Genomic DNA, 25,990 nt, shown 5'->3' with positions numbered 1-25,990 from the left:
GCCGGACGGGAACACCCCGCAGGTGGCGAATGGGGCCGCCCCTCTGAGCGGCGGGTGGCTCCAGCTCCTGGGCATTTCCTGCTCACGGTGCCCGTGTTTGCCCGTCATTCCCCGCGGTTTCCCGCTGGATCGGGCTCGCAAGGGACACGCCGGCCCGTTCGATGCGAGCTTGTAGCGGAACGGCCGCTGAGGTGACTTCAGTTGGTCAGCTTGCTGTCGGGCTCTGCGGGACCTCCGCTCGCATGAACCCGTGGCTCCGCTCCACTTTCGCCACATGCAGCGTGTAGCTCTGGTACCACTCGGCTTGCCCGCGCTTTTGCGCCGCGCGGTGCTCGGCGTTGGACCGCCACTCCGTGAGGGCGTCGGCGTCGCGGAAGTACCCGACGGTGATGGACAGGCCACCAGGAGTATGCGCTTGATCCATCCCCAGGAACCCAGGGACGTCCTTCACCAGGTCTTCCATGCGTGCGGCGGTCTCGCTGTAGCCGCTCTGGTCCTGGGTTCGCGCCGCGGTGAAGACAGCCACGTAGTAGGGGGGTTCATAGGCCTCGACGGGCGCGACAGGCGCTTCGGAGTGATTGCTCATGGCGCCACTGTAAGGCAGGGTGCGCCCAACGATCCGGCGTCTTTCCTGAACGGGATACACAAGGGATCCGGCTCTTGACCAAAGCTGTCTGAGCTGATGCTCTCCGGCTACCTGACGGCTGGATTGGCCTCGCGCCCCAGGTCAACCGGCCTGTTCGGCTGCACACGGCCGTAGCGGGCGATGGTCTTCGACAGCTGCTCGGCTTCAGCGGCCTCGATCAGCTCGTCGACGAGTTTGGTCGCGAGCACGTAGCGGACCGCGGAAGCCCTGCATCGTGGCCTCGGTGCCCAGCGCGAACGGCAGGTGGGACTTGCCCATGCCGGAGTCGCCGATCAGGTAGAGCGGCTCGCCCTTCTTGACCCACTCGCAGGTGGCGAGGGTGTTGATGGTCGCGGGGTCGATGCTGGGGCTCGCGTCGCAGTCAAAGGCCCGCGGCGACTTGTCCCTCAGGAAGGCCGCGGCCCGGATCCGGCCTTCGGAGCGGCGCCGGGCCCGTTGGTCGCACTCGGCCATCAGCGGCTCGGCGAGGAGACCGCGGGAGGACATCTGGACGTGGCTGGTGCCGTCGGACACCTCCTTGAACCGCCGGCGGATGGTGGGCCGCCGCAGCATGCGGCATGCCTGGTCGATGGAGGCGGTGGCCTTTCCTTCGGTCAGGCCTCACTTGCGCATCATGATCCTTCCTTGTCTCCGGCCGTGCGGCCGCGCCGGGTCAGCAACTGGTCGTAGTGGGTCATCGAGGGCAGCGGTCTGGTGTCGAGCGGGACGTGCGCAAGCCTTCAGTCGGACAGGAACACCACCGAAACGGCTGGCCCGTCACCGTCGGCCAGGCCGTCGGCGCGACCGGGGGCGGGGCGAGCGGGCCGTCTGACTCGGCGAGCTTGCGGGCCTCCAAGGCGGCCGCGCCGGCAGTCAGCGCGCCGAGCCGGTAGACGGCGGCCAGGCAGACGACGACCCCTCCCGAACAGGCCCGACAGGAAGACGTAACGGAGTCCTACTAGACGCAGCGCACCCGTCGATCTCCACGAGCGGTGCGGCGCGCTCCAGTCGCCTGCGGACCTGATCAGCGAAGGCGAGCTCACCGGCCTCCCAAGACCACGTGGCCACGGTCCCTGGCTGGACCATGATCAACCGATCGGCCCGGCGTGGGTCCGTCCTCGCCATGGAATGAACCATCAAAATCATGAGTCACACGAGGAACAACCGACAGCACGTCGTGCCACTCGGCTTGGAGGGGCTTTCCATGACTGCAGAACTGCACGGATCCACCGCTCTTGTCACCGGCGCCACCGCCGGCATCGGCCGGGCCGTTGCCCTTCGTCTGGCAGCGTTGGGGGCCTCGGTCATCGTCCACGGGCGGGACGAGCAGCGAGGTGCTGAGACCGTCAAAGAGATCGCTGCAGCAGGCGGGAAGGCCCGGTTCGTTGCTGCGGATCTGAGTAGCTCTGGAGATGTCCTGCGTCTTGCCGCCGAAGCAGGCGAAGTGGACATTCTAATCAACAACGCCGGTATCTACCGGTTCGCCAGTACGCCGGACACCACCGCCGAGATGTTCGACGCCCACATGGCCGTCAACTCACGCGCGCCGATGCTCCTGGTCGGTGCCCTCGCCCCGGGAATGGCTGCACGGGGGCATGGCGCCATCGTGAATGTGACTACAGCGGCGGCTACCACGCCGGTGCGGGAAACGGGCGCTTACGGGGCCTCCAAAGCCGCACTCGAACTTCTCACACGAGTATGGGCTGACGAGTTCGGCGCCCAGGGCGTCCGTGTGAACGCCGTGGCCCCGGGCCCTGTCGCTACCCCCGGGACGGATGAGATGGAAGGTGACACCATCCAGATGATCGGGCGAACCACCGTACTGGGGCGGATCGCAGACCCTGAAGAAATCGCGGAGGCGGTTCTGTTCCTCGCCTCCTCCCGCGCCAGCTACATCACCGGCGCGGTTCTCGAGGCACGCGGCGGACAGCTCGCGATCGGCTGACTCCAGGCTGGGCCGCGATGGACATGCCAAAGCGGCCGGACGCGAAGCCGCAACATCACCCGCCGACCCGCGACGGGGAGGTCAGCGGGAAACCGCAGGTAGGAGCATGCACCCGCCCCGACCAGCCCCCGCAGCCCGGGCACCGAGCCTGCGTCGTCCGACATCTGACACCGACTTGGATCAGCTCGCCGTCGTCCTGCACCGACACCACCCTGATGTCCGGAGCCGACATGAAGAGCAGCTCTTCCAGCCGGAGCAGTACCTCGCGCACAGCCCAGAACCATCAGCCCGAACGCCGCCACCACCGGCAATTTCCAGACGATGTCGCGGGGCGCATCAGTAAGACCAACGGCCATAGGGAGTAGGCACACCAAAGAAGTTGGACCAGAACCTGAGAGCCGACACCACATCTCGTCGAGTCTGGGCAGCACTTGTCGATCACAGAAGCGCGAATTGTCGATGAGAACTGACACCGCTGCGGACGGAGGGTTCCCCTTCGATGCCGAGATGATGGCCTGGCGGCGATTCGCTGACGGGGTGTTCGCCGACGTTGGTTGATCCACAATGGGGCTATGACTGCCATCCAACCGCAGCCGCGGTTCACCATATTCGTGCACCTCACGGCTTTGCCCTCGTGGCTCGCGCTGGGGCGCCCTGAGCGTCAACAGATCATCGCCGATCATGTGCAACCGCTGCTGGACAAACACGACACTGTCCAGGTCCGGTGGTTCGACGCTGAAGCCTGGGCCGCCGCTCCGTCCGATGTTCTAGTGGCGACGACCAACGACCTGACCTCGTGGTCCGATCTGTTCGAGGGTCTTCGCGACAGTCCGCTGTGGAGCGTGCCCTACTTCCGGGTGGAGCTTGTACTGCCGACGATCGAGGACGGCTTCGCTGACTACGAGCGTCGAACCGGGCAGCGTGACTGAGCCGTCGTTGGCGCCGTGATGATGGCCGGCCGAATGCGGCACCCATGGCGGAAGGGGCCTGGTGCGAGGTCAGCTCGCGGTGTTGCCCTGGGCCGCGGCCCGGGCCTGGGTGGTGGCGCGACGGTAGGATTCGGTGCCGGTCTGGATCAGGTTGCTCGCGGGGGAAGGCGGTGGCCTTGATCCGTCGTTCCGAACGGCGGCGGGCCCGGTCGTCGCACTCGGCCATCAGCAGTTCGGCGAGGAAACCGCGATACGACATCTGGTCACGGGCGGCTGCTTCGGCCAGCTCGGGGAACCGTGCTCGAATGGTGGGCGGCAGCAGCACGCGGCATGCCTGGTCGACGGCAGTGTCGGCGGCCTGTTCGGTCAGTCCGCGGTGGCGTTTGAACGTCGTCATGGCCTGTCTCCCTCGACGGCGGAGCGGTCGGGCCGCATGGGTGCGCTGTCGCCCAGGTGCTCCATGGCCTTGCGCAGGTCACTCACAGTGAGGGCCCGGTGGAGCAGGCCCTTCCGGATCACCGCCGTGCCGTACTCGAAGGTGTGGCGGGCAGGATGGGCGGCCAACAGCAGGCACGGCGTCGGGGCGTCCGGGATGTACTCGGTGTCGCGGGCTCGGCAGGAGGCGCGGTTCACCAGCTCCCGCACGCCTTGGCGTCGGCACAGCCACGCGTGGAAGGAGCCTGTTGCCCTCGGAGGACTGAACGGCCTGCAGCAACCGTCAGTGCTGCCCGCCCGGCCCGACACGGCACGGCAGTGGCAGGCGCTCAGGTACATCCTCGGGCAGGCGGGCCGGCCTCGTCGCACGGAGGGCGCCCATACGCCGCCCATTGAGACCGGCGCACGCCTGCTCGACTGCCCATTCCCGGACGCTGACCTCACCTGCGGCGCGTCGGTGACCCTTCCGGTGTCCCTTCGCCTGGCTCTTGCGCCAAACGCGCAGCGACTGCCTTCTCGGTTGACTGGCGGGTGGTGCGGGTGGCCAGGTAGAGCGCCGAGGTGGCCATGAGGGCTGCCATCACTACGAGCATGACGCGGTAGTCCACGAGCGCGATCAGAACGGCTCCCGCGGCGATGGCCGTGGTCTGCGGAACTCCTAGCAGAACGTTCAACGCAGCGTCGGTTCGCCCCATCAAGCCGGTCGGCGTGCGCCGTTGGAAGAGTGTCATGATGCCGGCGACGATCCAGGGCAGGCTGGCGCCGATGAGTATGATGCCCGGTGCAACGGCGAACAAGGAGGGGACGGCACTCAGGAGGGAGCCACCGGCCGCGCAGGCCAGGCCGAGCACCACGGTCCGTCCTTCCCCCGCACGTCGCATGAGTGACCCAGCTGCCACACCGGCCGCTATCGCACCTGCGCCCTGCAATGAGCTGAGGACACCAAGGAACCCCGGTGGACGATGCAGTCCTTCGTCGACGACGGCGAAGAGGGCTGACTCCGAAAGACCGAAGGCGACGGTGGCGAGCACCGCGGCAACGGTGAACTGGCGCAGGGCGGGGACCGTGGCGATGTATCGGAAGCCGGCGGTGATCTGGACGCCAGACTCCGGCTGCACCGGCTGCGGGTCTTCCTCCCGCTGGCGGATCAGGGCAATAAGCAGCGCTACGAGGGCGAAGGTAGCGGCGTCCCCCATCACCAACGGGCCCAGCCCGAATACGGACAACACGCCCGCGCCCAGGAGCGGCGCGATCAGCCGCAGGCCCTGCAGCATGGTCTGCAGGAGGCCGTTGGCGTCGCCCAGGTGCTCCGGTGGGATCAATGTCTGGGTGAGCGCGGTCATGGCCGAACCGGTGACACCGCTGGCCAGCCCGTACAGAGTCATGACGACGTAACAGATCCAGATGCTGTTGCGGTCCTGCACCAGCAGCAGCGGCAGGACCAGCACCGTTGAGATCACGTTCATGGTGATCAGGAACGGTAGGCGGCGCATCCGATCCACCAGGGCGCCACCCAGGGGTGCGCCCAGGGTGCCGAGGACGAGGGCGAAGAAGATCAGGCCGGCGTCAGAGTTACTGCCGGTCAGCTCCTTGACCCGGATACCGAGGGCGATCCATAAGGCGTTGCTCCCGGCCATGTCGATCAGCCTGGCAACAACTAACAAGAGGATGTCGCGGCGGGCGAGCAGGGCACGCACGGTCAGTCCTCCAGTGGGCGCAGGGCGTCGACGGGAAAAGTGAACTGGATCAGCTCCATCGGGATGGCGCCCTCGGGCCGCAGCGACGGATCTTCAACTCGCTCGCGGTAGCGGAAGAGAAGAGCGGTCAGTTCCTCCTGGAAGGACTCGACTTCGTCAGGGGTGAGATAGAAGATCGACTCGGACGCTCCGGTGATCTTTTTCCAATGCTCGGGGAACACGGATCGTATGGCTCCGATCTTGCGGATCCGTTCCAGCCAGTACTCCCACAGCACCGTGCTGAGCGCAGTGGCGGCGATCGTGGTGTCGGGGTCGCCTCTGTGCTCGGACTCCTCGATGCTGAAGCCGATGTGAGCACGCCGCCAGGGGCGACTGCGGCCAGTACCGCCTCCGGCCTCCTCGACGAAGCCGTACTTGGCCAGGGTGCGCAAGTGGAAGGCGCAGTTGGTCGGGGACTCACCCACCATGTCCGCGGCTTCGGTCGCGGTCAGCGGCTCGCGCCGACCCAGAGCCTCGAGCAGGGCGAGGCGAGTGGGGTGCGCGACAGCCCGCATGGCCTTCGGATCAGTGAGCCTACGGGGCGCGCGTGAAGCAGCACTCTGGTTCTCGAAAGACATGTTTCGAAACACTACTCTCGAAACAGCACTCCCCGCTTAATGAGGGAAGAGATGAGGGAGACGTGATGGGCGAGCGTCCGCCAGTGAGACGTCGCGACGCGCAGCGCAACCGTAGGCTGCTGACGGACAAGGCCCGCGAGGTCTTCGTCGAACAAGGCCTGGATGCCCCGCTTGATGAAATCGCGCGGCGGGCGGGCGTGGGCAACGCCGCCCTCTATCGTCATTTCCCGACCCGCGCCGTGCTCGTCGATGAGGTCTTCCGGGATGCGCTCGCCGAGACCACAGCGGCAGGCGAGCGGGCGATCTCGGAGCCGTCCCTGCTGATGAAGAGGCAGCCTGCTCCGTGGACGCTCTAGGAGTAGGTGCCGAAGTCACCGCTCCGGCTGATCTGGTGCGAATGAACCGGGCCGAGCACGTCCGCAAGCCGCTCGAGCCTGGGGAATGCCGCCCGCATGGCTTCACCAGCCGAGCTGAGAGCATCGACGTAACCAATCACCAGGTCACACGCTTTCGTCAGATGCGGCCCTCCCATACCGCGCCACCCCCTGCGTCCGTGTACCAGGCGATTGTTCCACGTGGGCTTCCGGCGTCTCCGTCGGCGGCATTCTGAAACGATCAGTTGGTGCCGCGCCCCTGCGTCGGCTTGGTGGCGGTACGGGGGCGCACGCCCTCTGGCGCTTCGCAACGACTCCAAGACCGCTGCCGCGGAGCCGTTGCCGCCTGCTCACTCCTTCGACTGGATCCGGCCCGACTGGCTCGGCCGGCCGACATCCGCGACGATCCGATCGCCCGCATTGCCGAGGCCCAACGGGAAGGCTGGCTCGGAGAGGTCGAAGGACTACAGGTCAGCCTGGCCGCAGCAGAAGAGAAGACCGCCCAGCTCGGTGCCGCCAGGGGCGCAGGTCATCGAAGATGTTTCTCGAAGTCCCTTCGTTCGACCAAAACGGAGCTCGAACGGGCGGTGAGCCCTGATCACAAGTCGACGCCCGGAGCCTGACGGCTCTCCGTTTGGATGCGGTCATGTGCTCGGTCAGACAGGCCCCCGCCTACGCTTTGCGGGCGAGAAGGTGAATCTCCTGGAATTGCCGACGGTCGGTGGGCTGAGGCTGGCGCACCATCCGGGCTACCTCGGCGAGCCCGGACTTGCGCAGCATCGCGGCGAGGTGATCCGGCGACCAGCGATAGGCCGGAGCCACTGTGTGATCGAAGACCTGTGTCGGGTGAGACGGATCATCGCTGGCCGAAAAGCCGATCAGAAGGTGGCCGCCAGGTGCCAACACACGGTGAAACTCCGCCAAGATGACGGGGAGTTCTTGCGGCGGAGTGTGGATGATCGACCAACGTGAGAGTACGCCGCCCAGCACGCCGTCAGCGATGTTCAACGCGGCCATCGAGCCCACGTCGAACCGCAGACCCGGATAGGCCTGTCGAGCCAACTTGATCATCGCAGGAGAGGCATCAACGCCGAACGCCGCCAGCCCCAACTCGTTCAGATGGGAGGTGATATGGCCGGGTCCACACCCCAGGTCCCCGACCTGACCGTCCCCACTCGCACTTACGACCTCGGCGAAGGCACTCAAGAGAGCTCGGTCCAGGTGCCTGTCACGCAGCTCGCCGCGGAACAGCTGCGCATACACGGTGGCAGCAGCGTCGTAGGCCTCGCGGGTGACACTGAGGGCATCGTTTTCGACCATGCTCGCGACAGTAGCTCCCGGCGCTGCGGCGAGCCGGGAGAATCGCGATCTTCACTCCCCCTCGTTCGCCTGGCTAACGCCAGTTCAGAGAAGCCACAAGACCGAACGAGATGGCGCCGGACCAGATACTCCCGGGCATGGCAAACCCCCTGGTGCGCAGCCACGGGACCGCCTGCCCTGAGTACAGTCTGGAACTGGTGCTGGTCGGCGCCCAAGCCGCTCGGCCGCTGATGTCCGCGGTCAGGTACCCCGGGGCGAACGGCAGCGAGCAGGTGCTGCTCGTGCCGGTGGTGAAGGGACAGTTCGGTCCTGCCACGTCATACGTCCGTCTGCCGGGCTTCACCGTCGAGTGGGTGTCGACGGCGTGGAGGGCCTCTGCTCCCGTACCCGTGGCTTCGAGCACTGCTTGGGATGCAGTGACGGTTGCTGTCTCGGTCCGCGCCACGCTCAACGAGGCCCCCTACAACGCCTGGCGGCAGGTGCGGGAACTCGTCGGTGACGACCTGCGCAGTGTTCCGGTTGCCTTGGCGTCGGTCTGGCGCTCGGCCAGGTGTGTTCCCGGGCCGGACGGCAGTCGACGAGGTGCTTGAGGGCGCGGCCGGCCCACAGGCCGCCGTGCAGGAGCTGCTAGGCGAACGACTGCTGCGGCGGAAGTGCTGCAGCGAGGCGGTTCGCTCAGATCCGTTCTGGATGTTCGACGAACGCAGCGAGGACCTGCGTGCCTGGCTCCACGCGACAGCGCCGGACCACGCGGCCGACTCACTGACGCCTGTCGATCACGTGTGGCTGCTGGGCCGGGCCTCGAGTGCGCTGGAGGACCCAGACGGGGAGCAGAACGGGGCGTTGGCCGCCTTGGCGGAGGGCTGGAGGCGGAGCGGCCGTCGGCCGGGGTCTGGCGGACCGGCCCCGCCGGCCGACGGTTGCTCAGGGTGTTGGACGAGCTGCCATCCAGGTGGGACAGCGTGGACGCTTCCTCGTCTCGTTGTCGGTCGACGAGGTTCAGTGCGGCAGCGATGATGCGATCCGCGTCGATGTCGTGGCGACGGTGGACGTCCTCGGCCGTGCCGCACTGACCGAACCGGGTCGCGCCGGGGGTGGTGACGGACCTGCGCACCCACGTCCTCCCCGTGCCTTCCCTGCCTACCGGCCCGGTGACGGAACTCCGCGGTGGTGATTCAGCTGGATGGTGTGCGGGTGGTGGCCCGGTCCCAGGTAGGTCTCCTGGCGGGCAGTCGGGCCCGGTGTTGCCTGATCACGGTCACCTGCCAGATCGCGAGGAGCAGCAACGTGCCGGTCTCGGCAAGGAGGCTGAGGAGAGCTTGTGGGGCGGGCTGAAGACCGTGCTCGCTGAATCCGAACATGGCCACGGTGCGTGACGCGGTGAAGCCGGCAAGAGCCCCGAGCGCGACGCCGGCAGCGGCAGCGGCAGCCCTCAGCGGCAGGGGTGATATACCGGCCAGCAACAGGGCGGCGAGGGCGAAGGAGACGCTGGCCTGGAGCAGGAACAGGGTGCCGATGACGTGGATGAAGCGGTACTGGTCGACGTAGAGCTGGGCGTGGACGTATCCGCTGACGGCGAGGGTGGCGGCGGACGTTGACCGCAGGGTGGGGGCGAGCAGTCTTTGGGTGCTCATGCCAGCCTCTGATCCTTGATGGCCAGTTCGCGGTCTCCTTGGCGGTACCCGACGGTGCGGATGCCGAGTGCGTCTTTGAGCTGCCGGGCGGGGACAACCTGGGGGGTGGGGGCGGGGGCACGACCCGGTTTGGGCAGGGGGTAGGCGGTCGTGGTGGCGGAGTGGAAGGTGATGTTCCCCTCCGTCTTGGTGAACAGCTGGTGGACATGCCCATTGAGACAGGTGACGGAGGAGAAGCGGCGGAGGAGGGCGATGATCTTGAGGGCGTCGTCGGTGCTCCAGCCCCACTGCGGGTACATGGCAAACAGCGGGATGTGGCTGAACACCACGATGGGGGTGTCCGGCGACAGTCCGGCGATGTCCTTGCGCACGAATTCGATCTGGTCGTTGCCGAGGTGGCCCAGCTTCTCCAGGCTCAGGGTGTTGACGAGGGCGATGAAGTGGACGCCGTGGGTGTCGAAGCTGTACCAGCCGTCGCCGAGGGTACCCATGCCGAAGGTCCGCCGGTAGGCGCGGCCTGCGTCGCCGATGGAGTCGTGCTCGCCCGGTACGGTGAAGACGCGGTCCGTTTGCAGACCGGTCATCATCTGCTTGACCTGGTCGAACTGCCCGGCCGTGGACAGGTGGGTCAGGTCGCCGCTGTGCATGACGAAGTCGGGCCTGAATCCGAGCGAGTTGACCTGGCTGATCGCGTCGGTGAATGAGCCGGCCACGTCCATGTTCGCCGGGCCCTGGAAGCCGATGTGGCTGTCGGAGACCTGCACGAACCGTAGCGCGCCGCTTCGGGCCGCGACGGCCGTGGCAGCCGTGGCGGCGGCCGTGTCCCGGGGGTCGGCGATGTGGCTGATCACCTCTCCACTGGCCACCGTCAGCACCACGGCCCCGCCGAACCATCCAGCGTGCCGGAGGAGTTGGCGCCTGGTCATCCCGTGTTCCGAGGCGGGCTGCTCGGCATCGCCGCCCGGCGCTCCGTCGTGAGGGTCGTAGTGGCCGGTCATCGGGTCACCTCCACGGTGGCGGTCATGAACGGATGGATGGTGCAGAGATAGGAGTAGGTGCCGGGCTTGGTGAACGTGTAGTTGTAGGTTGCATGGGTGGCCAGAGCGGCCGAATGCAACGGACCGCCCGATCCGGCGCTGGTGACGGTGTGGGCGTCGGTGTCCTCATTGGTCCAGGTCACCTTCGTGCCCACTTTGACCTTCACCGTGGCCGGGGCGAACGCGAAGTTCTTGATCGCCACGGCATCCCCGGCCACCGGCGCGGCCGGTGCGCCCGCGCCCGCCCCCGCGGCCGGATGACCTATGGGCATGCGCATGCTCATGCCGGGCATCGGCGAACCACCGGGAGCGGAGCCCGACGTGGTTCCCGGTCCGCCGGCACCGGCCATCCCGGCGGCCTGGTGCTGTCCCGGACCGGGTGTGATGGCGTCGGCTTCGGTGGACGAGGAGTGCGAGGACTGGCCGCAGGCGCTGAGGAGCCCCAGCGCGCCGGCGGTGGCGACGGCCAGTCCGGCCGCAACGCGTGATCGTCGGCCCGGTGAACGATGGTTCGGGTACATGGGTTCGTTCCTCACTGATCAGACAGAGACGGGGAAGGTGCCGGCTGGACGCTCCCAACCGGAGTGGTGTGTCGTGGATGCCGGGTCACGGCCGCGCGCCCGTCATCCGCGGCCCCGGCCACCCGTCGGTCGAGCCGGGCGACGCCGGAGCCGTCGGCGGCATGGGCCCGGCCGTGTGGCAGGGGCAGTGGGCGGGGGGCCGGGCAAGGAGGTGCCCATCAGTTTCAGGGGAGCGATGCTCCGGCGCCGGACAACGGACAGTGCGTACGAGCGCTGATGGCGCTCCGTGCCGCCCGTCCGCATCGACATGCCCTGCGCTGCGCATCGGACCTTGCCTGCGGCGAAGTTGCCGGCCCCATAGGGCAGTTCGTCGTCCTGGGTCGCGAGCGAGGCATCGCAGGGACCGCGGGGCTTGCACGAGTGGTGCGCGTACGGGGCCGGGCGGGGCTCCGCCCTGGTGGTTGCCGAGCCCTGGGGCGCGCGGTGCACGGCAGTTCGGGCAGCCGGGCGGCTGTCCGCGCGCCGCGCTCCACCAAGCGCACCTGTCCACCCGCTCAAAGCTGAGGTTGCCCACGTGCTCCCGGGCACCAAGCGCCGGCATGCGGGAAGGGCCGGCCAGCTCGACGGCGTAGCCGAACGCGGCGAGCACTGTGTCCGCGGGAAGCCTGACACGGTCGGTCCCGGTTGCGACAGCACAGCCGGTGCGTTCGACGACGAGTGCTCCTGCACGGATGCGGGCGGTGAAAGCACTGGACGCGTCCAGCGCTCTGTGGAGCCATCGCCGTTGGTGTGTGGGGGGCTCGGACTGGGGCTGCCCGGTGGCGCAGGCTTCGATACGCGGGGGCGGGTGCGAGGGCGGGGGCAGGGCGAGCGTGGCCCGCGCCATGAACGCGTGCGTTGCGTGGTGTATCTCAGTCACCTCGGATCCATCCTTGTCGCGGGAGGCGCCGGAAGGGGAAGAGGACGGCGCAAAAGCATGAAGAACTGGGAAATACCGAATATGTCGGCTCTTGTCTGCCTCCACGGGTGGCGGGGGCCGCACGGTTCGACAGATGCGCATTTTTTGTGAGACTTCTTTGGGTCGCCGTAGATCGGCCGACCACCGGCGCTCACACACGCGTGGACTCGATGGTGCCGTGAGGCCAGACAGGGGCGAGCCGCCCACAGAACCCACAGAGCGTCACCGGCACCACGCCCTGAGTTACACGACAAAGCGGCATATCTGCGGAATGATCGTCTTATGCCATGGAGTTCCCGAAAACGTGGTCCAAGGACCGATCCGGATCGCTCCGTGCAGCGTGTCTCTGGTAAAGGGACCCTTTCGACCGCTGACGAGGAACTGCTCCGCACTCTGTACGCGGAGCACGCAGGACCCCTGTTCCACTACGTACTGCGACTGACCTCGGGAGACTGGCAATGGGCGGAGGATGTCGTGCAGGAGACCTTGCTGCGGGCGTGGCAGCATCCGGCCGCGTTCGACCCCTCACGTGGCCCGGCCCGGGCATGGCTGTGCACGGTCGCCCGGCACCTGGTCATCGACGCCCACCGGGCCCGGCAGGCCAGGCCGGCCGAGGCCGGCGGCGAGGCGCTGGAGCGGGCCGCCGAGCAGACACCGGGCGAGGACAGGATCGAGCAGGCACTGCAAAGCTGGGCGGTGGCCGACGCCATCCGGACACTGTCTCCGGACCATCGTGCAGTCCTGCTGGAGACCTACTACCGAGGCCGGACCATGACCGAGGCCGCCCGAGCGCTGAACATCCCGCTGGGCACCGTGAAGTCGCGGACGTACTACGCCCTGCAGGCCCTGAGGCTGGCGCTGCAGGAACGGGGCATCGAGCCATGACCGTGGCATGCAGGAGGTGGCGACCATGACTGCGGAGCACGACGCCCTCCGGCTGGCGCTGGGAGGTTATGTCCTGGGCACGCTGCCGCCGGAAGAAATGGAACAGGTACGCGCCCACCTGGCGGGATGCGCCGAGTGCCGGGCGGAACATGCCCAGCTGGCGCGACTGCCCGAGCTGCTGGCGACGGTGACCGCAGCCGAAGCCGAAGGCCAGACGGTGCCGACAGCCAGTGCGGACCTGGCCGATCGGCTGGTGGCGCGGGCCGCCGAGAGCGCGCAGGGCTCCCCGCCGACACGGCCGGCCGTACCCGCGGTACCGCAGGCGCCGGAGGCAGGTGTGCTGGAGAGGCTGCTCCAGCAGGCCGCGGCACGGCGCCGCAGGACCTGGCGTCTGCAACTGGCCGGCGCCGTCGCGTCCCTGACGTTCATCGCGGCAGCGGTCGGCGGCACATGGCTGGCTGCCGTCGGATCCCTGGGCACTCAGGCGACGCAGCCCGCACCGACCGCACCGGCTGCCTCGCGCACCTTCTCCGGGAGTGATCCCACCACCGGCGTCACCGCCTCGGTGAAGGTCTCGCCCTCCGCCTGGGGCAGTGTCCTGCAGGTCTCCGCCAAGGGAGCACCCGCCGGAATCACCTGCCGACTACAGGCGGTCGGCCCCGGCGGGGCCAGGGCGGACGGCGCCACCTGGCGGGCAGGCCACTACGCCCCGGGCACCACGATCCCAGGGGCGGTTGCCATGTCTCCGGAAGCCATCGAGCACTTCGAGATCCTCGCGGACAACGGTCAGAAGCTGGTCACGATCCATGCGTGAGGGCAAGGAGCCCCAACCGACTCCTCGCAGTGCGCCGCGCATGCAGGCCCGCATGCAGGCCCGGTCCGGTCTGTGCGCGGATGGTGACACACCGCGCGCAGGGCTTCCTCCAGGAATGTGCGCACCGGGCGTGGCCGCGTCACCCCCGCATACCCAGCGGGCCGAGAGGTAGGCGGCAACGGCCATCCGAGCGATCCTGCCGCTGGAGTACCGCACGTCCCCAGGACCGGAAGGTGCTGCCGCTGCTTCGTCCGCACAGCCTGTCGTCGGGGGACTGGATCGGCACCGATGCAGTTCTGCGGCTCGGTCGCAGGGCTCTGGCCCGCTCCACTCATGAAACTGCCCGGCAGGGCGGCATCCACCTCAACCTCCGGCCAGAGGAGGCCCAGCCAGCGCCGGGGTCCTTTTCTGCGCGCGCCGACGGTTTCCGGGAGCTGAACTTGATGCGTGTGTGCGCAGCCGGTGTGTGCACACTCCCTGCCGGAGGCCGGAGGCCGGTGACTGGTGACGGTGTCCGCAACTCTGCCTTTCTTCCGAAGTCCCGGAGCCCGCAGCGAAGATGAGGATGCAGGACATCAGTCCGCCGAGGGCCCCTACGGCACCAGGGAAACGTAGCGTCGTGAACGATGGGCCGGGGAGGGCGTCGAACTGCCGATGCCCGGCTCGTGGGATACGACATCGAGCTCTGGCAGCGGCGAGTGGGCTCACCTCCGCCAAAGGCGTTGACCCTGACTCGCCAGAAGTTGAGCAAAAGGCGCAAATATCTCGAACCATTCGACATGCGCCATCCGTGGAATTGAATGAGCGCTCCCCTACAGCTTCCGGCATACCGAACCGCCTCTCGAAGTCTTGGCGGTCCTCCACGTCCGGTCTCCGCACATCCACGGAAGAGCCAGAAGACCATGTCTGTGACCGATTCCCCCCGCCCGGGTTCCCTGCACTGCCGGCCTTCCCGCCACCAAGCGCTGCTCACCCTGCCCGCGCAAGAGGCGCACGTCTCCGCCGCACGTCACTTCGCGGCAGATCTACTGGAGACCTGGAGTGTTCCCGAAAGCCAGCGGGACTCCGCCGTTCTCATCGTCGACGAACTTGCCGCGAACGCCGCCCAGTACGGCCGGGAGTGCATGACCCTACTGCTCGCCCTCGACGACGGCACTTTGCACATTGTGGTCAGTGACTCCGGAATGGCCGTGGATCACCCTCGCCCCGACATCGCCCCGGACGAACACGGCCGCGGCACCGGCATCGTCCAGTACCTCGCACAGTCGACCGAAGTTCACCAGACGCGCGGCGGCCGCGAAGTCCGTGCCTGCCTGAGGTGCTCGGCATGACTGGCCCCGGCGTTGCGGACGAGCGGCGGCTCCTTGCCAGGTGCGGCTCCACAGCAGTGCAGCGGCAACCGGCCACCGCCAGTGGCTGCGGAGCCGGGGCACCCGACGGCTGCCCCGAGGGGGTGCTCGCGACCCACAAGCCGTGCCCCATCGACGGCTGCCCCGGCCCGGCCCGGGCACCTGCGGAATCCCGGACAAGCCTGCCGGCCCCCCACCAGAGCGACCCCGACCACGGCACGGAACTGTGCAACCGCTGCGGCGCAGCCCCCGGCGCACCGGGAGAGGTGTGACTGTGGACATCGCTCTGAACTCCGGCGAGGAGAACGGCGCCCCACCCCCGCACGAGGCGTACGCGAACTCCCCCGTCCTCCACCGCGAGATGCGCCTGGTGCTCACACTCGGGGTCGAGCGCGACGCCCCCAGGCCAGGACCATCACCGGGCCGTCAGTCGGTGCGGCGGCCGTCGAACGCGCCTGGCTGCTGTGTCAAACCGCCCTCATGGCCCGGATGGCCCTGAACGATACCTCCCCGGCACCTACCGCGGTTCCACACCCGGCATGGGAGGCGGGTGCCGTTGCGTGGAACCACGCGATATGGGCTGCGACGGTACGACCGTGTCGCTCGGCGGCCACGCTGACGGCACAACGCGGTTCGTAGCACCCGTACTTGTGTGGCCCATGCGGGAGGCGGCGCTCGACGCACCGGGCACCGGATGGCGCGACGTTCGCATCCCGCACAAGCGACGCACCGCGGGCCGGAACCCGCCGCACCGAGCACGACGCCTGGCCAAAGGGGTGGCTCGCGGCCGCCCTTGGGGAGCCCCCTCACCCTTGACAAACCGTGGGCACAACTGAAAGCTGACCGACCAGTTGGTATGAAGGGATGGACCGTGACCGAGTTGAGCATCTCCACTGCGGCAGGCCTATTTGATGCGATCGCGGCGGGGCCACGTGAGGGCCGCTCGGTGTTGATGCTGCACGGCTTCCCGCAGACGAGCCTGGTATGGCGACAGCAGATCGCGGCGCTGGCCGGGCACGGTTACCGGGTCGTGGCACCCGACCAGCGCGGGTACTCCCCCGGGGCCCGCCCCGAACGGCCTGAGGACTACCGCATCAGCGCCCTGGTCGACGACGTGGTCGCGATCACAGAGGAGCTGGGCTGGACATCGTTCGACCTGGTCGGCCACGACTGGGGAGGCGCAGTGGCGTGGTGGACCGCCCATGCCCACCCCAGCCGCATACGCACCCTGACGGTTGTCTCGACCCCGCACCCCGGCGCCCTGGCCACCACCCTGCGCACCGACCCGGACCAGCGCGAACGATCGCGCTACATGATCGACTGGCGTGAGACGCCCGCGACCGAAGAGCGCATGCTCGCCAACAACCCCGAGGAACTTCGCTCCATTTACACCGGCAAGGTCCCGCAGGACAGCGTCGAGGCCTACCTGCGGCACCTTTCCCAGCCGGGCGCTCTCACCGCGGCGCTGAACTGGTACCGGGCCGGCCGCCCTGACGGCGCGATCGGCTCCATCGACGCGCCCACGCTTTACGTCTGGAGCACCGAGGACAGCGCGTTCGGCCCGGCAGCCGCGCAGGAGACCGGTCAGTGGGTCAACGGGCCGTACCGGTTCGAGACCCTCCAGGGCGTCAGCCACTGGGTCCCCGAGGAGGCACCCGAGACGCTGAGCCGCCTGCTGTTCGAACATCTGGGCGCGCACGGCGAGTACGGAACCACAGCGAATGCCCATCTGCCGATTCTTGGAAGGTGACCCGATGAAGACAGCGCGAGCAGCCTGGCGCCGGCTCGAGCCCGTACACGGCATGATCTACTTCGCCCCCGAGGCAAGGCGGCGGTACACGGCCCTCGGGCTCAGCGGACGGGCCGGCTACTTCGCTTCCCGCAGCGCCGCCTTCGGTCGAGCATCTGCCGAGCTGGTCATCGCGACCTTCTACAACTTCAATCCCGATCTGGTACGGGAGGCGGTCCACGGCGTCTGGAACGCGACGACGCCACAGCAGGTGCTGGACGCGAGGTACGCCGCCGCGAGTGAGGCCCTGCGACGGGCCGCGATCCACGAACTCCCCGCTTTCGACGAGGTCCTGGCGCTGACCCGCAGGGCCGCCAGCGCCGCCGGCGAGCACGCTCAGGGCCGCCCGCTGTTCGCCGCACATGCCGCGCTGCCCTGGCCGGATGAACCGATACTGCAACTCTGGCACGCCCAGACGCTGCTCCGCGAGTTCCGCGGAGACGGCCATGTCGCGTGCTTGCTGACCGAGGGCGTGGGAGGCCTGGAGGCCTTGATTCTGCACGCTGCCACCGGTGAGGTTCCCATCGACTTCCTCAAGGCAAGCCGCGCATGGCCCGAGGACGAGTGGGCCGACACCAAGGAACGCCTGCGCATGCGAGGCCTTCTCGACGGCGACTCCCTCAGCCCGGAAGGCGTACGCCTGCGCCAGCACATCGAGGACCGCACCGACCGCCTGGCCCTCCCCGCCTATGCTGCCCTGGGTGACACCGACTGCGAACGTCTCGCCGAACTCGCAAGCCCCTTCGGACGCGCCGTCATCGAATCCGGCCTGCTCAAGGTCGGCTGAACAGGTCTTCAGCCGACCGCTTACCGCCTGATCTGCTTGTCCGCGTGCGACGACGCGGGCGAGCGGTGGGGGCGCTACACCGCTCCGCTCTTCAACGCCCTCGCACCCGCGGCAGCGACCAATCCCCAATCCAGTTCAGGCATCACAACCTCCGGGCTGGGTCCGGAGTGCACCCGGAGCGGGCGTCAATTACAAGTTGACGCTGAGGCATCGTCAACTTACGATTGACGCATGAGCCCACTCGACATCAGTCTCGCTGACCTGATCGCCCGTCTCGATGAGGAACTTCCCGCCGCCAACGAACTGGCCCGCATCAGCGAGGCGCGACTTCGTGCCCAGACGTTGTCCGACCTCGGTGACCAGCTCATCGACCACTACGTCAGCAAGGCCAAGCAGACCGGCGCGTCGTGGACCGAGATCGGCGACGCCATCGGGGTGTCCAAACAGGCCGCCCAGCAACGCCACGCACCCGCAGCGTTTGAGCGGTTCACCAACCTGAACCGGCACAGCATCGTGCTGGCGCAGGAGGCCGCCCGAACGCACAGGCACGACTTCATCGGCACCGAACACATCCTGCTCGGCCTGCTCGGCGAACCGCGGGGCCTGGCGTATCTGGTGCTGGTGGCGAAAACCGAGTCGGAACAACGCATCCGCGACGCGATCGAGGAAGCGATGCCGACGGCCGGACAGAAGGCGCTGCGGGGTCACATCCCGTTCCGACCGGAGAGCAAGGAGGCCATCGAGCAGGCACGCCGCGCCTCGGCCGACCTCGGCCACGACTGGGTCGGTACGGAACATACGCTGCTGGGCCTGATCCGCACCGAGGAGAGCCCGGCCGCGCAGATCCTGCGCAACCTCGGCTTCACGTCGGAGGAACTGCACGAGACGGTCAAGACCGAGATCGCCAAACGGCCCGCCGTGCGCGACAAGTAGTCGCGACAAGTAGTAACGAAACGATCAGTCGCCGCGGAGGACCGGGCCGACACAGCCTTCCCACCCGCCACGGGGCGGTGCGCTCGTGCCGCCAACCGCCCACCCTACGTCGCCAAAACCCTTGTAGTGCACGGTCGGTGAGAGGAAGCCGATACGTCGACTCATTTCGAGACCGTCAGTTACGCCTCGCTCGTGGACCGGAACGATCACGATGATCCCACGGGTGTGAACGTTCGCGTTATGGCCGTGTCAATCTGCCACCACTGGGCGGAGGCTCCGGGTCGTCGGGGGCGTGGCGCGGGCCGCGGGTGCGCGCCACCGCACGCACCCGCCGTGTGTGGTCTGCCGCTTCAGCTCCTGTTGCCCTGAGGGCAAGTGGGCCGTGCCGTCGACAAGGCCAGCTGGAGTGGTGAACGCTGCGGTTGGAAGTAGTGGGTGAGTGTCCAGACGCCGATGCGGTTGCCGGCCCGGCATCCGGCGACGTCTGCCGAGCGAAAGTGGATTCCCGCCCAGACACGGGCGTTGATCATGTCCTCGTTCAGCTGGTCGGCGTAGGCGTAGTGCCGTGTGGTGCCGGTGGCCTCGGAGGAGATGTTGAGGTCGAGGCGCGTGGTGCCCAGGATCCCGCTGAGGGTCTGGGCCACGGCGCCGGCGACCGCGGCGTGACCGCTGATGTAGTCGGGGTGCGGTGGCGTGATGAGCAGCGGCTGCCACAGCGGGTCGGCCACGGTCGCGGGGTTGCCGTCGGTGTCGGCCAGTTGGATGGCCGTGATCGGGCGCCAGCGCCCGTAGTGGAGCTTGGCGTCCCAGGCGGTGATGACGGCGTCGGTTGCCGACATGTTCGCCGCGGCGAACATCCGCGCCGTCTCGGCGATGCCCAGGTGGTGCCGATCGGTGTAATCCCGGAGCGCCCCTTGAATCTGCACCGCCAGATTGCCCCCGAAGAACAGGGCGGTCTCGGTCTGGAGCGCAGTGCGGGAGGAGCCGGTGTTCGCCCCCATGGTCTTCACCTCGTTCACGTCCCGGGCATAGCGGGCCGAGGGCAGAGCGGGCGGCGCGCCAGGACGGAACTGGGCCGGGGAGGTGAGCAGCATCGGGCGCAGTCTGCCGAGCCAGGTGTCGATGAAAGGCAGATGGCCGGGTGGGGTGGGCCGCCAGACGCCGGGCGCGGGCGCGGCGGTGAACTCCACCGATGCGTAACGGCCGTCGCCTTCGCGCAGGTCGATGATGTGCTCGGCGGCGCGCTCCCCAAAGGCCACGCCCTGCGTCTTCGCACTGTCCTCGGGGATCCTGGCGAGAGAATCGGCGTAGGCGGCATCGAGCGCGGCCCGGGAAGCAGGAAAGTAGGTGAGAAGGACACGGTGTGCCGCTGTCACGGCCGCCGCCTCGGGCGATGCGGTGGAAGGCCCGCGCATCTGCCACTTGTAGGGAACGTAGTCGCCCTGAATACCGACCACGGCGTTGTATACGGCGGCCGAGACGAACCCGTGCCAGATGAGCGCCTGTCCCGAGGGGCGGGTGGCGCCCAGGTTGGTGCTGATGGTGTTGGTGGCGATGGCGTTCCAGTCACGGATCGCCGCGGCGTCACCTGAGGGCGTCGCGTGACTGCTGGCGGTGGCCGGGGGGCCGGTCAGAACCGCGACAACGAGAAGCAGGAGTGACGTGACAGCCCCAACGGCGGTCCGTCTGCACGATCGAGAAGCGTCCATGACTGACGTAACTCCCCCGTGCGGGAACGGTCACGCCGACTCGGCCGGAGGACAGGCGTGCGGGCACGCAACCTCCACGATGATCCTGTCAGAGCATCTGTGGACACCCACGTCCGGGGCTGGGACGATCCACTTTGCATTACTTCTCTGCGCTGCAGAGCGAGCCTGAGCCAGTTGTGTGAGGCGGCGTAATCGCGCATCCCGGCGGCCAGCTCGGTGTTGGGATTGTCCCAGCTCAAGGCGGCGGAATAGGCCGTCGCCCTGCCCAAGCTCCGTGGCATCGCCGAGGTCGACCGGGCCCCGGGAACTGAGGCGATCGCCGGCCGCCTCGCGCCAAGGCAGGCAAGAGCCGCCCGCCCTGACGCTGCCCCCCCCTGTTCCCTGTCCCTCCTCGCGGCCGTCGTCGCCCCGCCACAAACTCGATTGGCTGGACCAGCACGATCGGCCAAGCTAGGACCATGTCTCGCAGAATCATGTTCGTGCAGCTCAAAACGGGCTACGACACCGACCGCGGACCCTCGTGGATCGGGTGGGTAGACTTCTCCAAGACCTGGAAAACGGCCTACTTCCAAGGGCGAACACTGCGGCGTGCCACGGGCCTCGGCTTGTTCGACGCAAACTTCTACGACGTCGAAACCAGCGAGGATTTCTGGATCTCCGGACCCAAACGCGACCGGAGCGACACTCGGTACGGTCCGGCAGGGCCGACCATAGAGGCTGATGTCGCAGACGCTTACCGATCTTTTCTCCAGGGGGCGCCGCTTCCCGGCCGGGAGAACAGCTAGCCAGCAAGGTGGCTCGCAGGAGCTGAGACCGGGCGTGACAGGATCCTCGGCATGATGAGCTCTGACAGAGTGCGTGGGCTGGATTTCTTCCGGGGGGACGTCCCCATCTACACGCTGACCTTCGCCAAGCAGGTGTCTCCGGAGGAACTGCTGACTCGGATGGGTGCCGACCCAGACAGCGTGGTCTGGCGCGATGTAAAGAGCCTGCATGACGAGTACGGCGACACCCTCCTCGATGAAGACGAACCGGTGGTGACGACCGGCATCGACGGCGCGTGGACGTGGGCCTGGGAGCAGGGCGGCATGCACGGTCTCGACGAGCGGATCCTCTGCGCGGTCTCGGAAGGGACAGAGGCCGTCGTGCTGCACTACAACGAGAAGCCGATGTACTGGTTCAAATACGCGGTGGACGGTGACGTCCTCGTCGACTTCCATACGCTCGGGCCGTTGGAGCTGACCGGTCCGACACCGCAGCAGCTCGATGAGGCGATGCAACCGCTGGGACTCGTCCCCGGTCAGCCCGTCCCACTCCACAACGTGCTGTCTCTCGCCGAGACCGCGTTCGGGCTACGCGTGACGCCGGCGGAAGACGATGAGGAGCGCTGGAGCGGCAATCTGCTCGCCCTGCCCGAGCGGCCCTAGATCTCCCGTTCCCACCCCGGTCCGCCTCGCCTCGGTCTGCTGAGCGGCGTACTGGGCCAGTCGGGCCAACTACGCCGCTCGGTAGCAACAGCTATGACTGAGCTCATTGGGAAGCCAATGAGGTGACCCGAACTGAACGTCAAGGGGCGAGACAGCCCCATGTCAGTACCAGGGCATACGGTCTGCGCATGATTGACCAAAGGTGGGATGGCGTGCGGGAACGTGTCATGGCGTTGGGCGCAGGGCCGGCGAGCAGCGAAGTATTTGGAGCGTTCGCGGGGGCCTGCCGGACCGTTGCGTGACGGCGGCGCCCTGTGGCGAGGTACTTCGTCACGGTGTCGGCATCTCGAACTGACGACGCCAACGCCATGACGAATGCCGACCTGGCGGATTCACCGCCGACGACACTGACCCATCTGGCGCGGGGCGGCTTCAGCCGTCGCGCCCGGCACCGCGATCGGGTGCGCTCATGTCCCCCGTCCCGGGCGTGCCATCGGCGAGCCCGTAGCGCAGGTACACGGTGCCCTTCGGACCGGCTACCGGCGGTTCGAGGAGTGTGACGTTCGTGGGCACCGCGCCACCGTCGAACACCTTCTTACCGACGCCGAGCACGATCGGGTGCACCCAGAGGTCGAGGCGGTCGAAGAGCTTCTCGCGCAGGAGGGTCTGCACCAGGTTCAGGCTTCCGACGACCTTCACGTGCTCGTGCCGGTCACGGATCTCGCGCACCGCGCCGGCCAGATCCGGGCCGAGCTGCGTGGACCCGTCCCACGAGAGGTCGGGCCTGCCGCGGGAGGCCACGTACTTCGGGACGCTGTTGAAGAGCGTGGCGATCTCGTTGTCCTGGCCGCCCTCCTGGTACGGCCAGTAGGCGGCGAAGATGTCATACGTCCGTCGGCCGAGCAGGAGGGCGTCCGTGCCCTCGTACGCGGCACCGACCTGCGCCCCGGCGACCTCGTCCAGCAGGGGCGCCTGCCAGCCGCCGAACGGGAACCCCACCGGGTCCTCGTCGGGGCCGCCGGGTGACTGCCCGACGAGATCGAGGGTTGCGAACAGCTCGATGTGGATGAGGCCCATGACTTACTCCCGATGAGTTGGTTGTCCCGGTCGGGAGATAGACCTGTGGGCGCCGACAGACTCATCGCTGCGACGGCACCCAGCTTCGTACTCGTCGACCGCCTCTCCCGGTGCATCGGTCACCACCCGTCCCGCGGCCAGCGTCCTTGCGGCGCCCGGCAGCAGGACTCGGCAGGCACTATGCCGTGCGCCTTTATCCAGGCCCGCACGTCCGATTCCTCGAACAGCACGTGCCGACCGATCTTGAAGCGCGCAGCACGGTGCCCTGCCTGCGCCACCAGGCCGGGATACCGTACCGGCACTCCCCGCTCACGATAGATCACAGGCCGCGTCCACACTGTTGGCTGCCTCGCGTCCAGCGTCACCGCAGCTCACCGGCGCGATCCACGGCTGTGGTGTCAGCGCAGACCTGGCCGCGCCGGCCAACCAAAGCGCTCAGTCGCCACAGCTTCCTGTCCCAAGTAGGCCCAGGTCAAGGAGGCACCTGGGGCCTTCCGTCGCGGTCGGGCGGGCGTGCCACCCGCCACACAGACCGTGCTTGGCGCTTGGCCTTGTCGCAGCGTCATGGTTTTCACCGAGGTCATTCGAATCGGCGAACTCGCCGCCCTCGTCGGGATCACCCCGCGGGCCGTACGGAAGCGCGGCCATCAGCCCTCAGTTGGCCAACCGGAACATGCTGGTCGGCCAGGGCGTGCCCGACTGGTCCATCCGCGTATGGTGTCGAGGTCGACGCCGGTCAGTTGACAGCCGGCGTCCCACAGTCGCGCCGCGACCGCGGTGTCGGTGAGGCAAGGTGACTCCATACCGCTTCACGGCAAGGTGCGCCGCGCAGACCGAGGAGGCGTGGTCCCCGCATCTACCCTCCGCTCACGGCGGATCGAACATCACCCGGACCGCGGGCCATGCGCCGGCGTGCTTGCCCTGGACGAGGACGGCGGCAGGTGCCGCGCGCAGCCGCGCGCCGGTGGTCCGCACATGGACTGGAGGCCGTGGCTGCCCACCCTCATCCCCCTCATGAACTGAAGGACCCTCAACAGCCGCTCCATGGTGCGGCCGCAGGTCGAACGCGGCACGGCTGGCGGAGCGGACCGGAGCGGAGCGGAGCGGCCGTGACTACCCCGATGCCGATGTGCTGGTGAGGGCCTGCCGAACCTCGGCTGCGGGGAACGGAGTGCGCTTGCTCTGCGTGAGGAATCGGTGGTGGAAGTCGTCCAGGACGATGGCGTGCGGGGCGTGCCGGTCGATGATCACGCCGATCTCGGGCGGAACGCCGTCGGGTCTGCGTCCCTCCACCCATGCACGCAGGAAGGTCCCGTGGTCGTTGCCGCCCCGCACGTCGTCGGGCAGGTGGTGGCGCAACAGGTGGCCTGGTGCATAGCTGCGGTCGTACACAAGATGATCGGCCAGGAAGGCGTCCTCCTCCGCCGAGAGGTCGAAGTCGCGGCTCAGCGCGAGCCCGAAGTCCGCGAAGTACACCTGGCGACCGTCAGTGAGCAGGTTGGCGAAGTGCGCGTCGAAGTGGACCAGTCCACGCGCGCTCATGAATTCCGTCCCTAGCATCAGCGCGGCCTCGGCCCACCGATAGGACGAGTCGCATCGCGACTCCAGACTGGCCGCATCGCGGGTGCCGCCGAGCCAGGCGGCGAGCGTCTGAGGCACATGCTCCAGGAAGAGCACCAAGCTGAAGGAGGACCTGCCGATGGCCTCCAGTCGACGGCGCACAGCCTGTGACCCATCCCAACGCGCGACGGCCCCCTCAACTCCCCCTAACGCGTCGACGAAGCCACGAGGGGGGCTGTCGGGCAGAACCCGCCAGTGATACAGCAGGGGGAAACCCGCGTACTCGTTCTTCAGCACCCAGCCTGTGGTCATGATCTGAGCGGCCAGTTCACGCCAGGCACCGAACCCCGCCGACCCGGCCCCGTACTGGTAGAAGAGAGGAAGTTCGAACAGGTTGGCGGTCGATCGCAGGTGCTCCGGTCGCAACTCGATGTCCGTCAGCGGGACCCGCTTGACGAAGACGCGTATCCCCTCGACTTCCATCTCCGCCGACCTGCCGCCGATACCGGAACCCAGACTCGGCGCGGCGGCCACGGCATCCCCGAGTCGCCGATCGCTGAACAGGGACAGCCGTGCTCCCACGGTCGCATAAGCGGACACTCGCGCAGCGTGCTCTGACACGATCTCATCCATTGGCGGCTCCAGCGGGGCATCAAGACTCACTTTGTTGATCATGCCAGGCGACCACACACGATTCCCGAAGAACTGACATGTCAGCTCCGGGAACACCGGGGCTGTTCGTTCTCCGGCGCGGGCCCTTGCGCGTCGGTGCAACGAACTGGCCGCCGAACTGGTCAGGGACCGCCCAGACCGATTCGGTGGATTCGCCTGCCTGCCCCTGCCCGACGTCGACGGTTCGCTCGCCGAGCTCGCCTATGCACTGGACGTGCTGAGCCTTGACGGAGTCGTGTTGTTCAGCAACGCCCTCGGCGCCTACCTGGGCGATGCCCGTCTGGCTCCACTCTTCGATGAATTCCAGCGGCGCAAGGCGCTGGTCTTCGTCCACCCGAACGCGTCGCCCGATCCCAGCGCCCATGCGCTCGGCCTGCCCGACTCGCTCATCGACTTCACCGCCGACACAACCCGCGCCGTCGCCCAGCTGTTGTACACCAACACCTTCGCCCGTACTCCCGACGTCAGCTACGTCTTCTCTCATGCCGGCGGCACGATCCCCTACCTGGCCGGACGCATCGGCATTGTCGACGAGCTGGGCGTCATCCCCGGAGCCGAGGGGCGCGAGAGCGCGGCCGAGACCTTCCGCAAGCTGTACTGGGACACGGCGCTGTCATGGTCCGACCCAGTACTCCACCTGCTTCACGAAACCGTTGGCATGGACCGCGTCGTCTTCGGATCCGACCACCCATACCTGCGGCAAGACATCGCCGTCGCCAACCCCCAGCGGATCGCGACGAGCGCAGAGCTGTCGGAGGCTGAACGCGCCACCGTGCTGGGCGGTACCGCCACCAAGCTCATCCCGCGGCTGCGAAGCCTCCAATAGGCCCGCCCGGCCGGTCCGTTCGGTACCGCCCCGGTCCAACGCAACCCGGCACTCGGGCCAGCACCCAGCT

At 67.9% G+C, this 25,990-nt stretch carries 22 protein-coding genes and 4 pseudogenes; 13 read left to right on the top strand and 13 right to left on the bottom strand.

All coding sequences use genetic code 11. The annotated features are described in order from the left end of the window. Nucleotides 1–205: 205 nt before the first annotated feature. Nucleotides 206–586, bottom strand: a complete 381-nt coding sequence (locus ACIPSA_RS28125) for an antibiotic biosynthesis monooxygenase family protein (protein WP_402639261.1) — start codon at nt 584–586, stop codon at nt 206–208. A 161-nt stretch (nt 587–747) separates the two neighbouring features. Then, nucleotides 748–1,198: pseudogene (locus ACIPSA_RS28120) on the bottom strand (ATP-binding protein); the annotation flags it as partial. Between the two features lie 631 nt (nt 1,199–1,829). Here ACIPSA_RS28120 and ACIPSA_RS28115 point away from each other — a divergent pair. Together ACIPSA_RS28115 and ACIPSA_RS28110 are read left to right on the top strand one after the other, a co-directional pair. Continuing rightward, nucleotides 1,830–2,570, top strand: a complete 741-nt coding sequence (locus ACIPSA_RS28115; protein WP_402639260.1) for an SDR family NAD(P)-dependent oxidoreductase — start codon at nt 1,830–1,832, stop codon at nt 2,568–2,570. Between the two features lie 572 nt (nt 2,571–3,142). After that, nucleotides 3,143–3,499 (top strand): darcynin family protein, encoded by a 357-nt coding sequence (locus ACIPSA_RS28110; RefSeq protein WP_351095524.1) that lies wholly within the window; start codon nt 3,143–3,145, stop codon nt 3,497–3,499. 151 nt (nt 3,500–3,650) lie between these two features. Here ACIPSA_RS28110 and ACIPSA_RS28105 read toward each other — a convergent pair. The 4 genes and pseudogenes from ACIPSA_RS28105 to ACIPSA_RS28090 all read right to left on the bottom strand — a co-directional run. Next, nucleotides 3,651–3,896, bottom strand: a pseudogene (locus ACIPSA_RS28105) (ATP-binding protein); the annotation flags it as partial. Then, entirely contained in the window at nt 3,893–4,132 is a 240-nt protein-coding gene (locus ACIPSA_RS28100; RefSeq protein WP_402639258.1) for a hypothetical protein, read from the bottom strand. The gene ACIPSA_RS28100 and the pseudogene ACIPSA_RS28105, both read right to left, overlap by 4 nt. 242 nt (nt 4,133–4,374) lie before the next feature. Further along, nucleotides 4,375–5,631 (bottom strand): MFS transporter, encoded by a 1,257-nt coding sequence (locus ACIPSA_RS28095; protein WP_402639256.1) that lies wholly within the window; start codon nt 5,629–5,631, stop codon nt 4,375–4,377. A 2-nt stretch (nt 5,632–5,633) separates the two neighbouring features. After that, the gene (locus ACIPSA_RS28090; RefSeq protein ID WP_402639254.1) at nt 5,634–6,185 is read right to left on the bottom strand and encodes a winged helix-turn-helix domain-containing protein; all 552 of its coding nucleotides are present in this window, start codon (nt 6,183–6,185) and stop codon (nt 5,634–5,636) included. Between the two features lie 128 nt (nt 6,186–6,313). On the opposite strand from ACIPSA_RS28090, the pseudogene ACIPSA_RS28085 reads away from it, so the two are divergent. Further along, nucleotides 6,314–6,562 (top strand): annotated as a pseudogene (locus ACIPSA_RS28085) (helix-turn-helix domain-containing protein); the annotation flags it as partial. A gap of 732 nt (nt 6,563–7,294) precedes the next feature. Here the strand turns inward: ACIPSA_RS28085 and ACIPSA_RS28080 are convergent. Further along, nucleotides 7,295–7,942: a class I SAM-dependent methyltransferase gene (locus ACIPSA_RS28080; protein WP_402639252.1), complete on the bottom strand. Its 648-nt coding sequence runs from the start codon at nt 7,940–7,942 to the stop codon at nt 7,295–7,297. A gap of 137 nt (nt 7,943–8,079) precedes the next feature. Here ACIPSA_RS28080 and ACIPSA_RS28075 point away from each other — a divergent pair, with 137 nt between their 5' ends. After that, a complete protein-coding gene (locus ACIPSA_RS28075) occupies nt 8,080–8,532 on the top strand; it encodes a hypothetical protein (protein ID WP_402639250.1) in 453 nt (150 codons plus the stop codon). 585 nt (nt 8,533–9,117) lie between these two features. Here ACIPSA_RS28075 and ACIPSA_RS28070 read toward each other — a convergent pair. Genes ACIPSA_RS28070 through ACIPSA_RS28060 form a run of 3 tightly spaced genes read right to left on the bottom strand, consistent with a single transcriptional unit; the run spans nt 9,118 to nt 11,134 of the window. Further along, the gene (locus ACIPSA_RS28070) at nt 9,118–9,576 is read right to left on the bottom strand and encodes a hypothetical protein (RefSeq protein ID WP_402639248.1); all 459 of its coding nucleotides are present in this window, start codon (nt 9,574–9,576) and stop codon (nt 9,118–9,120) included. Next, complete coding sequence (locus tag ACIPSA_RS28065; RefSeq protein WP_402639246.1) at nt 9,573–10,574, bottom strand: metallophosphoesterase family protein; 1,002 nt, start codon at nt 10,572–10,574, stop codon at nt 9,573–9,575. The genes ACIPSA_RS28070 and ACIPSA_RS28065 overlap by 4 nt, the downstream gene beginning before the upstream one ends. After that, on the bottom strand, nt 10,571–11,134 hold the full coding sequence (locus ACIPSA_RS28060; protein ID WP_402639244.1) for a cupredoxin family copper-binding protein: 564 nt from the start codon (nt 11,132–11,134) through the stop codon (nt 10,571–10,573). The genes ACIPSA_RS28065 and ACIPSA_RS28060 overlap by 4 nt, the downstream gene beginning before the upstream one ends. Before the next feature lie 1,240 nt (nt 11,135–12,374). On the opposite strand from ACIPSA_RS28060, the gene ACIPSA_RS28055 reads away from it, so the two are divergent. From ACIPSA_RS28055 to ACIPSA_RS28030, 6 genes are all read left to right on the top strand, one after another. Then, a complete protein-coding gene (locus ACIPSA_RS28055; RefSeq protein ID WP_402639242.1) occupies nt 12,375–12,977 on the top strand; it encodes a sigma-70 family RNA polymerase sigma factor in 603 nt (200 codons plus the stop codon). 25 nt (nt 12,978–13,002) lie between these two features. Beyond that, the gene (locus ACIPSA_RS28050) at nt 13,003–13,791 is read left to right on the top strand and encodes an anti-sigma factor family protein (protein ID WP_402639240.1); all 789 of its coding nucleotides are present in this window, start codon (nt 13,003–13,005) and stop codon (nt 13,789–13,791) included. A 902-nt stretch (nt 13,792–14,693) separates the two neighbouring features. Continuing rightward, entirely contained in the window at nt 14,694–15,122 is a 429-nt protein-coding gene (locus ACIPSA_RS28045) for an ATP-binding protein (RefSeq protein ID WP_402639238.1), read from the top strand. Nucleotides 15,123–16,011: 889 nt separating this feature from the next. After that, complete coding sequence (locus ACIPSA_RS28040) at nt 16,012–16,890, top strand: alpha/beta fold hydrolase (protein WP_402639236.1); 879 nt, start codon at nt 16,012–16,014, stop codon at nt 16,888–16,890. A gap of 4 nt (nt 16,891–16,894) precedes the next feature. Then, nucleotides 16,895–17,716 carry a hypothetical protein gene (locus ACIPSA_RS28035; RefSeq protein ID WP_402639234.1) on the top strand — a complete coding sequence of 274 codons (822 nt, stop codon included), beginning with the start codon at nt 16,895–16,897 and terminating at the stop codon, nt 17,714–17,716. Nucleotides 17,717–17,947: 231 nt separating this feature from the next. Further along, entirely contained in the window at nt 17,948–18,649 is a 702-nt protein-coding gene (locus tag ACIPSA_RS28030) for a Clp protease N-terminal domain-containing protein (protein ID WP_402639232.1), read from the top strand. Between the two features lie 350 nt (nt 18,650–18,999). On the opposite strand, the gene ACIPSA_RS28025 is transcribed toward ACIPSA_RS28030, so the two are convergent. Continuing rightward, complete coding sequence (locus tag ACIPSA_RS28025) at nt 19,000–20,358, bottom strand: vanadium-dependent haloperoxidase (RefSeq protein WP_402639230.1); 1,359 nt, start codon at nt 20,356–20,358, stop codon at nt 19,000–19,002. A 458-nt stretch (nt 20,359–20,816) separates the two neighbouring features. Between ACIPSA_RS28025 and ACIPSA_RS28020 the strand changes: the two genes are divergently transcribed. After that, nucleotides 20,817–21,143, top strand: a complete 327-nt coding sequence (locus ACIPSA_RS28020; protein ID WP_402639228.1) for a hypothetical protein — start codon at nt 20,817–20,819, stop codon at nt 21,141–21,143. A gap of 51 nt (nt 21,144–21,194) precedes the next feature. Continuing rightward, nucleotides 21,195–21,785, top strand: coding sequence for a DUF6461 domain-containing protein (locus ACIPSA_RS28015; RefSeq protein WP_402639226.1), 591 nt, complete (start codon nt 21,195–21,197; stop codon nt 21,783–21,785). A 432-nt stretch (nt 21,786–22,217) separates the two neighbouring features. Here the strand turns inward: ACIPSA_RS28015 and ACIPSA_RS28010 are convergent, their stop codons facing one another. Next, nucleotides 22,218–22,862, bottom strand: coding sequence for a dihydrofolate reductase family protein (locus tag ACIPSA_RS28010; RefSeq protein WP_402639224.1), 645 nt, complete (start codon nt 22,860–22,862; stop codon nt 22,218–22,220). A gap of 1,113 nt (nt 22,863–23,975) precedes the next feature. Beyond that, nucleotides 23,976–25,055, bottom strand: coding sequence for a protein kinase family protein (locus ACIPSA_RS28005; RefSeq protein ID WP_402639312.1), 1,080 nt, complete (start codon nt 25,053–25,055; stop codon nt 23,976–23,978). Between the two features lie 133 nt (nt 25,056–25,188). Between ACIPSA_RS28005 and ACIPSA_RS28000 the strand changes: the two are divergent. Further along, nucleotides 25,189–25,920 (top strand): annotated as a pseudogene (locus ACIPSA_RS28000) (amidohydrolase family protein); the annotation flags it as partial. Nucleotides 25,921–25,990 lie beyond the last annotated feature (70 nt).

Origin of the sequence: Streptomyces sp. NPDC086549, assembly GCF_044746205.1 — a bacterium.
Lineage (GTDB): Bacteria > Actinomycetota > Actinomycetes > Streptomycetales > Streptomycetaceae > Streptomyces.
Note: the sequence above shows the minus strand (reverse complement) of the source record. Positions and strands in the feature narration are given on the sequence as shown.

Coding starts and splice junctions, on each gene's coding strand:
- ACIPSA_RS28010 (WP_402639224.1), bottom strand. CDS start 22,862: ATGGGCCTCATCCACATCGAGCTGTTCGCAACCCTCGATCTCGTCGGG.
- ACIPSA_RS28115 (WP_402639260.1), top strand. CDS start 1,830: ATGACTGCAGAACTGCACGGATCCACCGCTCTTGTCACCGGCGCCACC.
- ACIPSA_RS28090 (WP_402639254.1), bottom strand. CDS start 6,185: ATGCGGGCTGTCGCGCACCCCACTCGCCTCGCCCTGCTCGAGGCTCTG.
- ACIPSA_RS28050 (WP_402639240.1), top strand. CDS start 13,003: ATGACTGCGGAGCACGACGCCCTCCGGCTGGCGCTGGGAGGTTATGTC.
- ACIPSA_RS28045 (WP_402639238.1), top strand. CDS start 14,694: ATGTCTGTGACCGATTCCCCCCGCCCGGGTTCCCTGCACTGCCGGCCT.
- ACIPSA_RS28065 (WP_402639246.1), bottom strand. CDS start 10,574: ATGACCGGCCACTACGACCCTCACGACGGAGCGCCGGGCGGCGATGCC.
- ACIPSA_RS28075 (WP_402639250.1), top strand. CDS start 8,080: ATGGCAAACCCCCTGGTGCGCAGCCACGGGACCGCCTGCCCTGAGTAC.
- ACIPSA_RS28070 (WP_402639248.1), bottom strand. CDS start 9,576: ATGAGCACCCAAAGACTGCTCGCCCCCACCCTGCGGTCAACGTCCGCC.
- ACIPSA_RS28035 (WP_402639234.1), top strand. CDS start 16,895: ATGAAGACAGCGCGAGCAGCCTGGCGCCGGCTCGAGCCCGTACACGGC.
- ACIPSA_RS28080 (WP_402639252.1), bottom strand. CDS start 7,942: ATGGTCGAAAACGATGCCCTCAGTGTCACCCGCGAGGCCTACGACGCT.
- ACIPSA_RS28015 (WP_402639226.1), top strand. CDS start 21,195: ATGATGAGCTCTGACAGAGTGCGTGGGCTGGATTTCTTCCGGGGGGAC.
- ACIPSA_RS28020 (WP_402639228.1), top strand. CDS start 20,817: ATGTCTCGCAGAATCATGTTCGTGCAGCTCAAAACGGGCTACGACACC.
- ACIPSA_RS28055 (WP_402639242.1), top strand. CDS start 12,375: ATGCCATGGAGTTCCCGAAAACGTGGTCCAAGGACCGATCCGGATCGC.
- ACIPSA_RS28110 (WP_351095524.1), top strand. CDS start 3,143: ATGACTGCCATCCAACCGCAGCCGCGGTTCACCATATTCGTGCACCTC.
- ACIPSA_RS28030 (WP_402639232.1), top strand. CDS start 17,948: ATGAGCCCACTCGACATCAGTCTCGCTGACCTGATCGCCCGTCTCGAT.
- ACIPSA_RS28025 (WP_402639230.1), bottom strand. CDS start 20,358: ATGGACGCTTCTCGATCGTGCAGACGGACCGCCGTTGGGGCTGTCACG.
- ACIPSA_RS28060 (WP_402639244.1), bottom strand. CDS start 11,134: ATGTACCCGAACCATCGTTCACCGGGCCGACGATCACGCGTTGCGGCC.
- ACIPSA_RS28005 (WP_402639312.1), bottom strand. CDS start 25,055: ATGGATGAGATCGTGTCAGAGCACGCTGCGCGAGTGTCCGCTTATGCG.
- ACIPSA_RS28125 (WP_402639261.1), bottom strand. CDS start 586: ATGAGCAATCACTCCGAAGCGCCTGTCGCGCCCGTCGAGGCCTATGAA.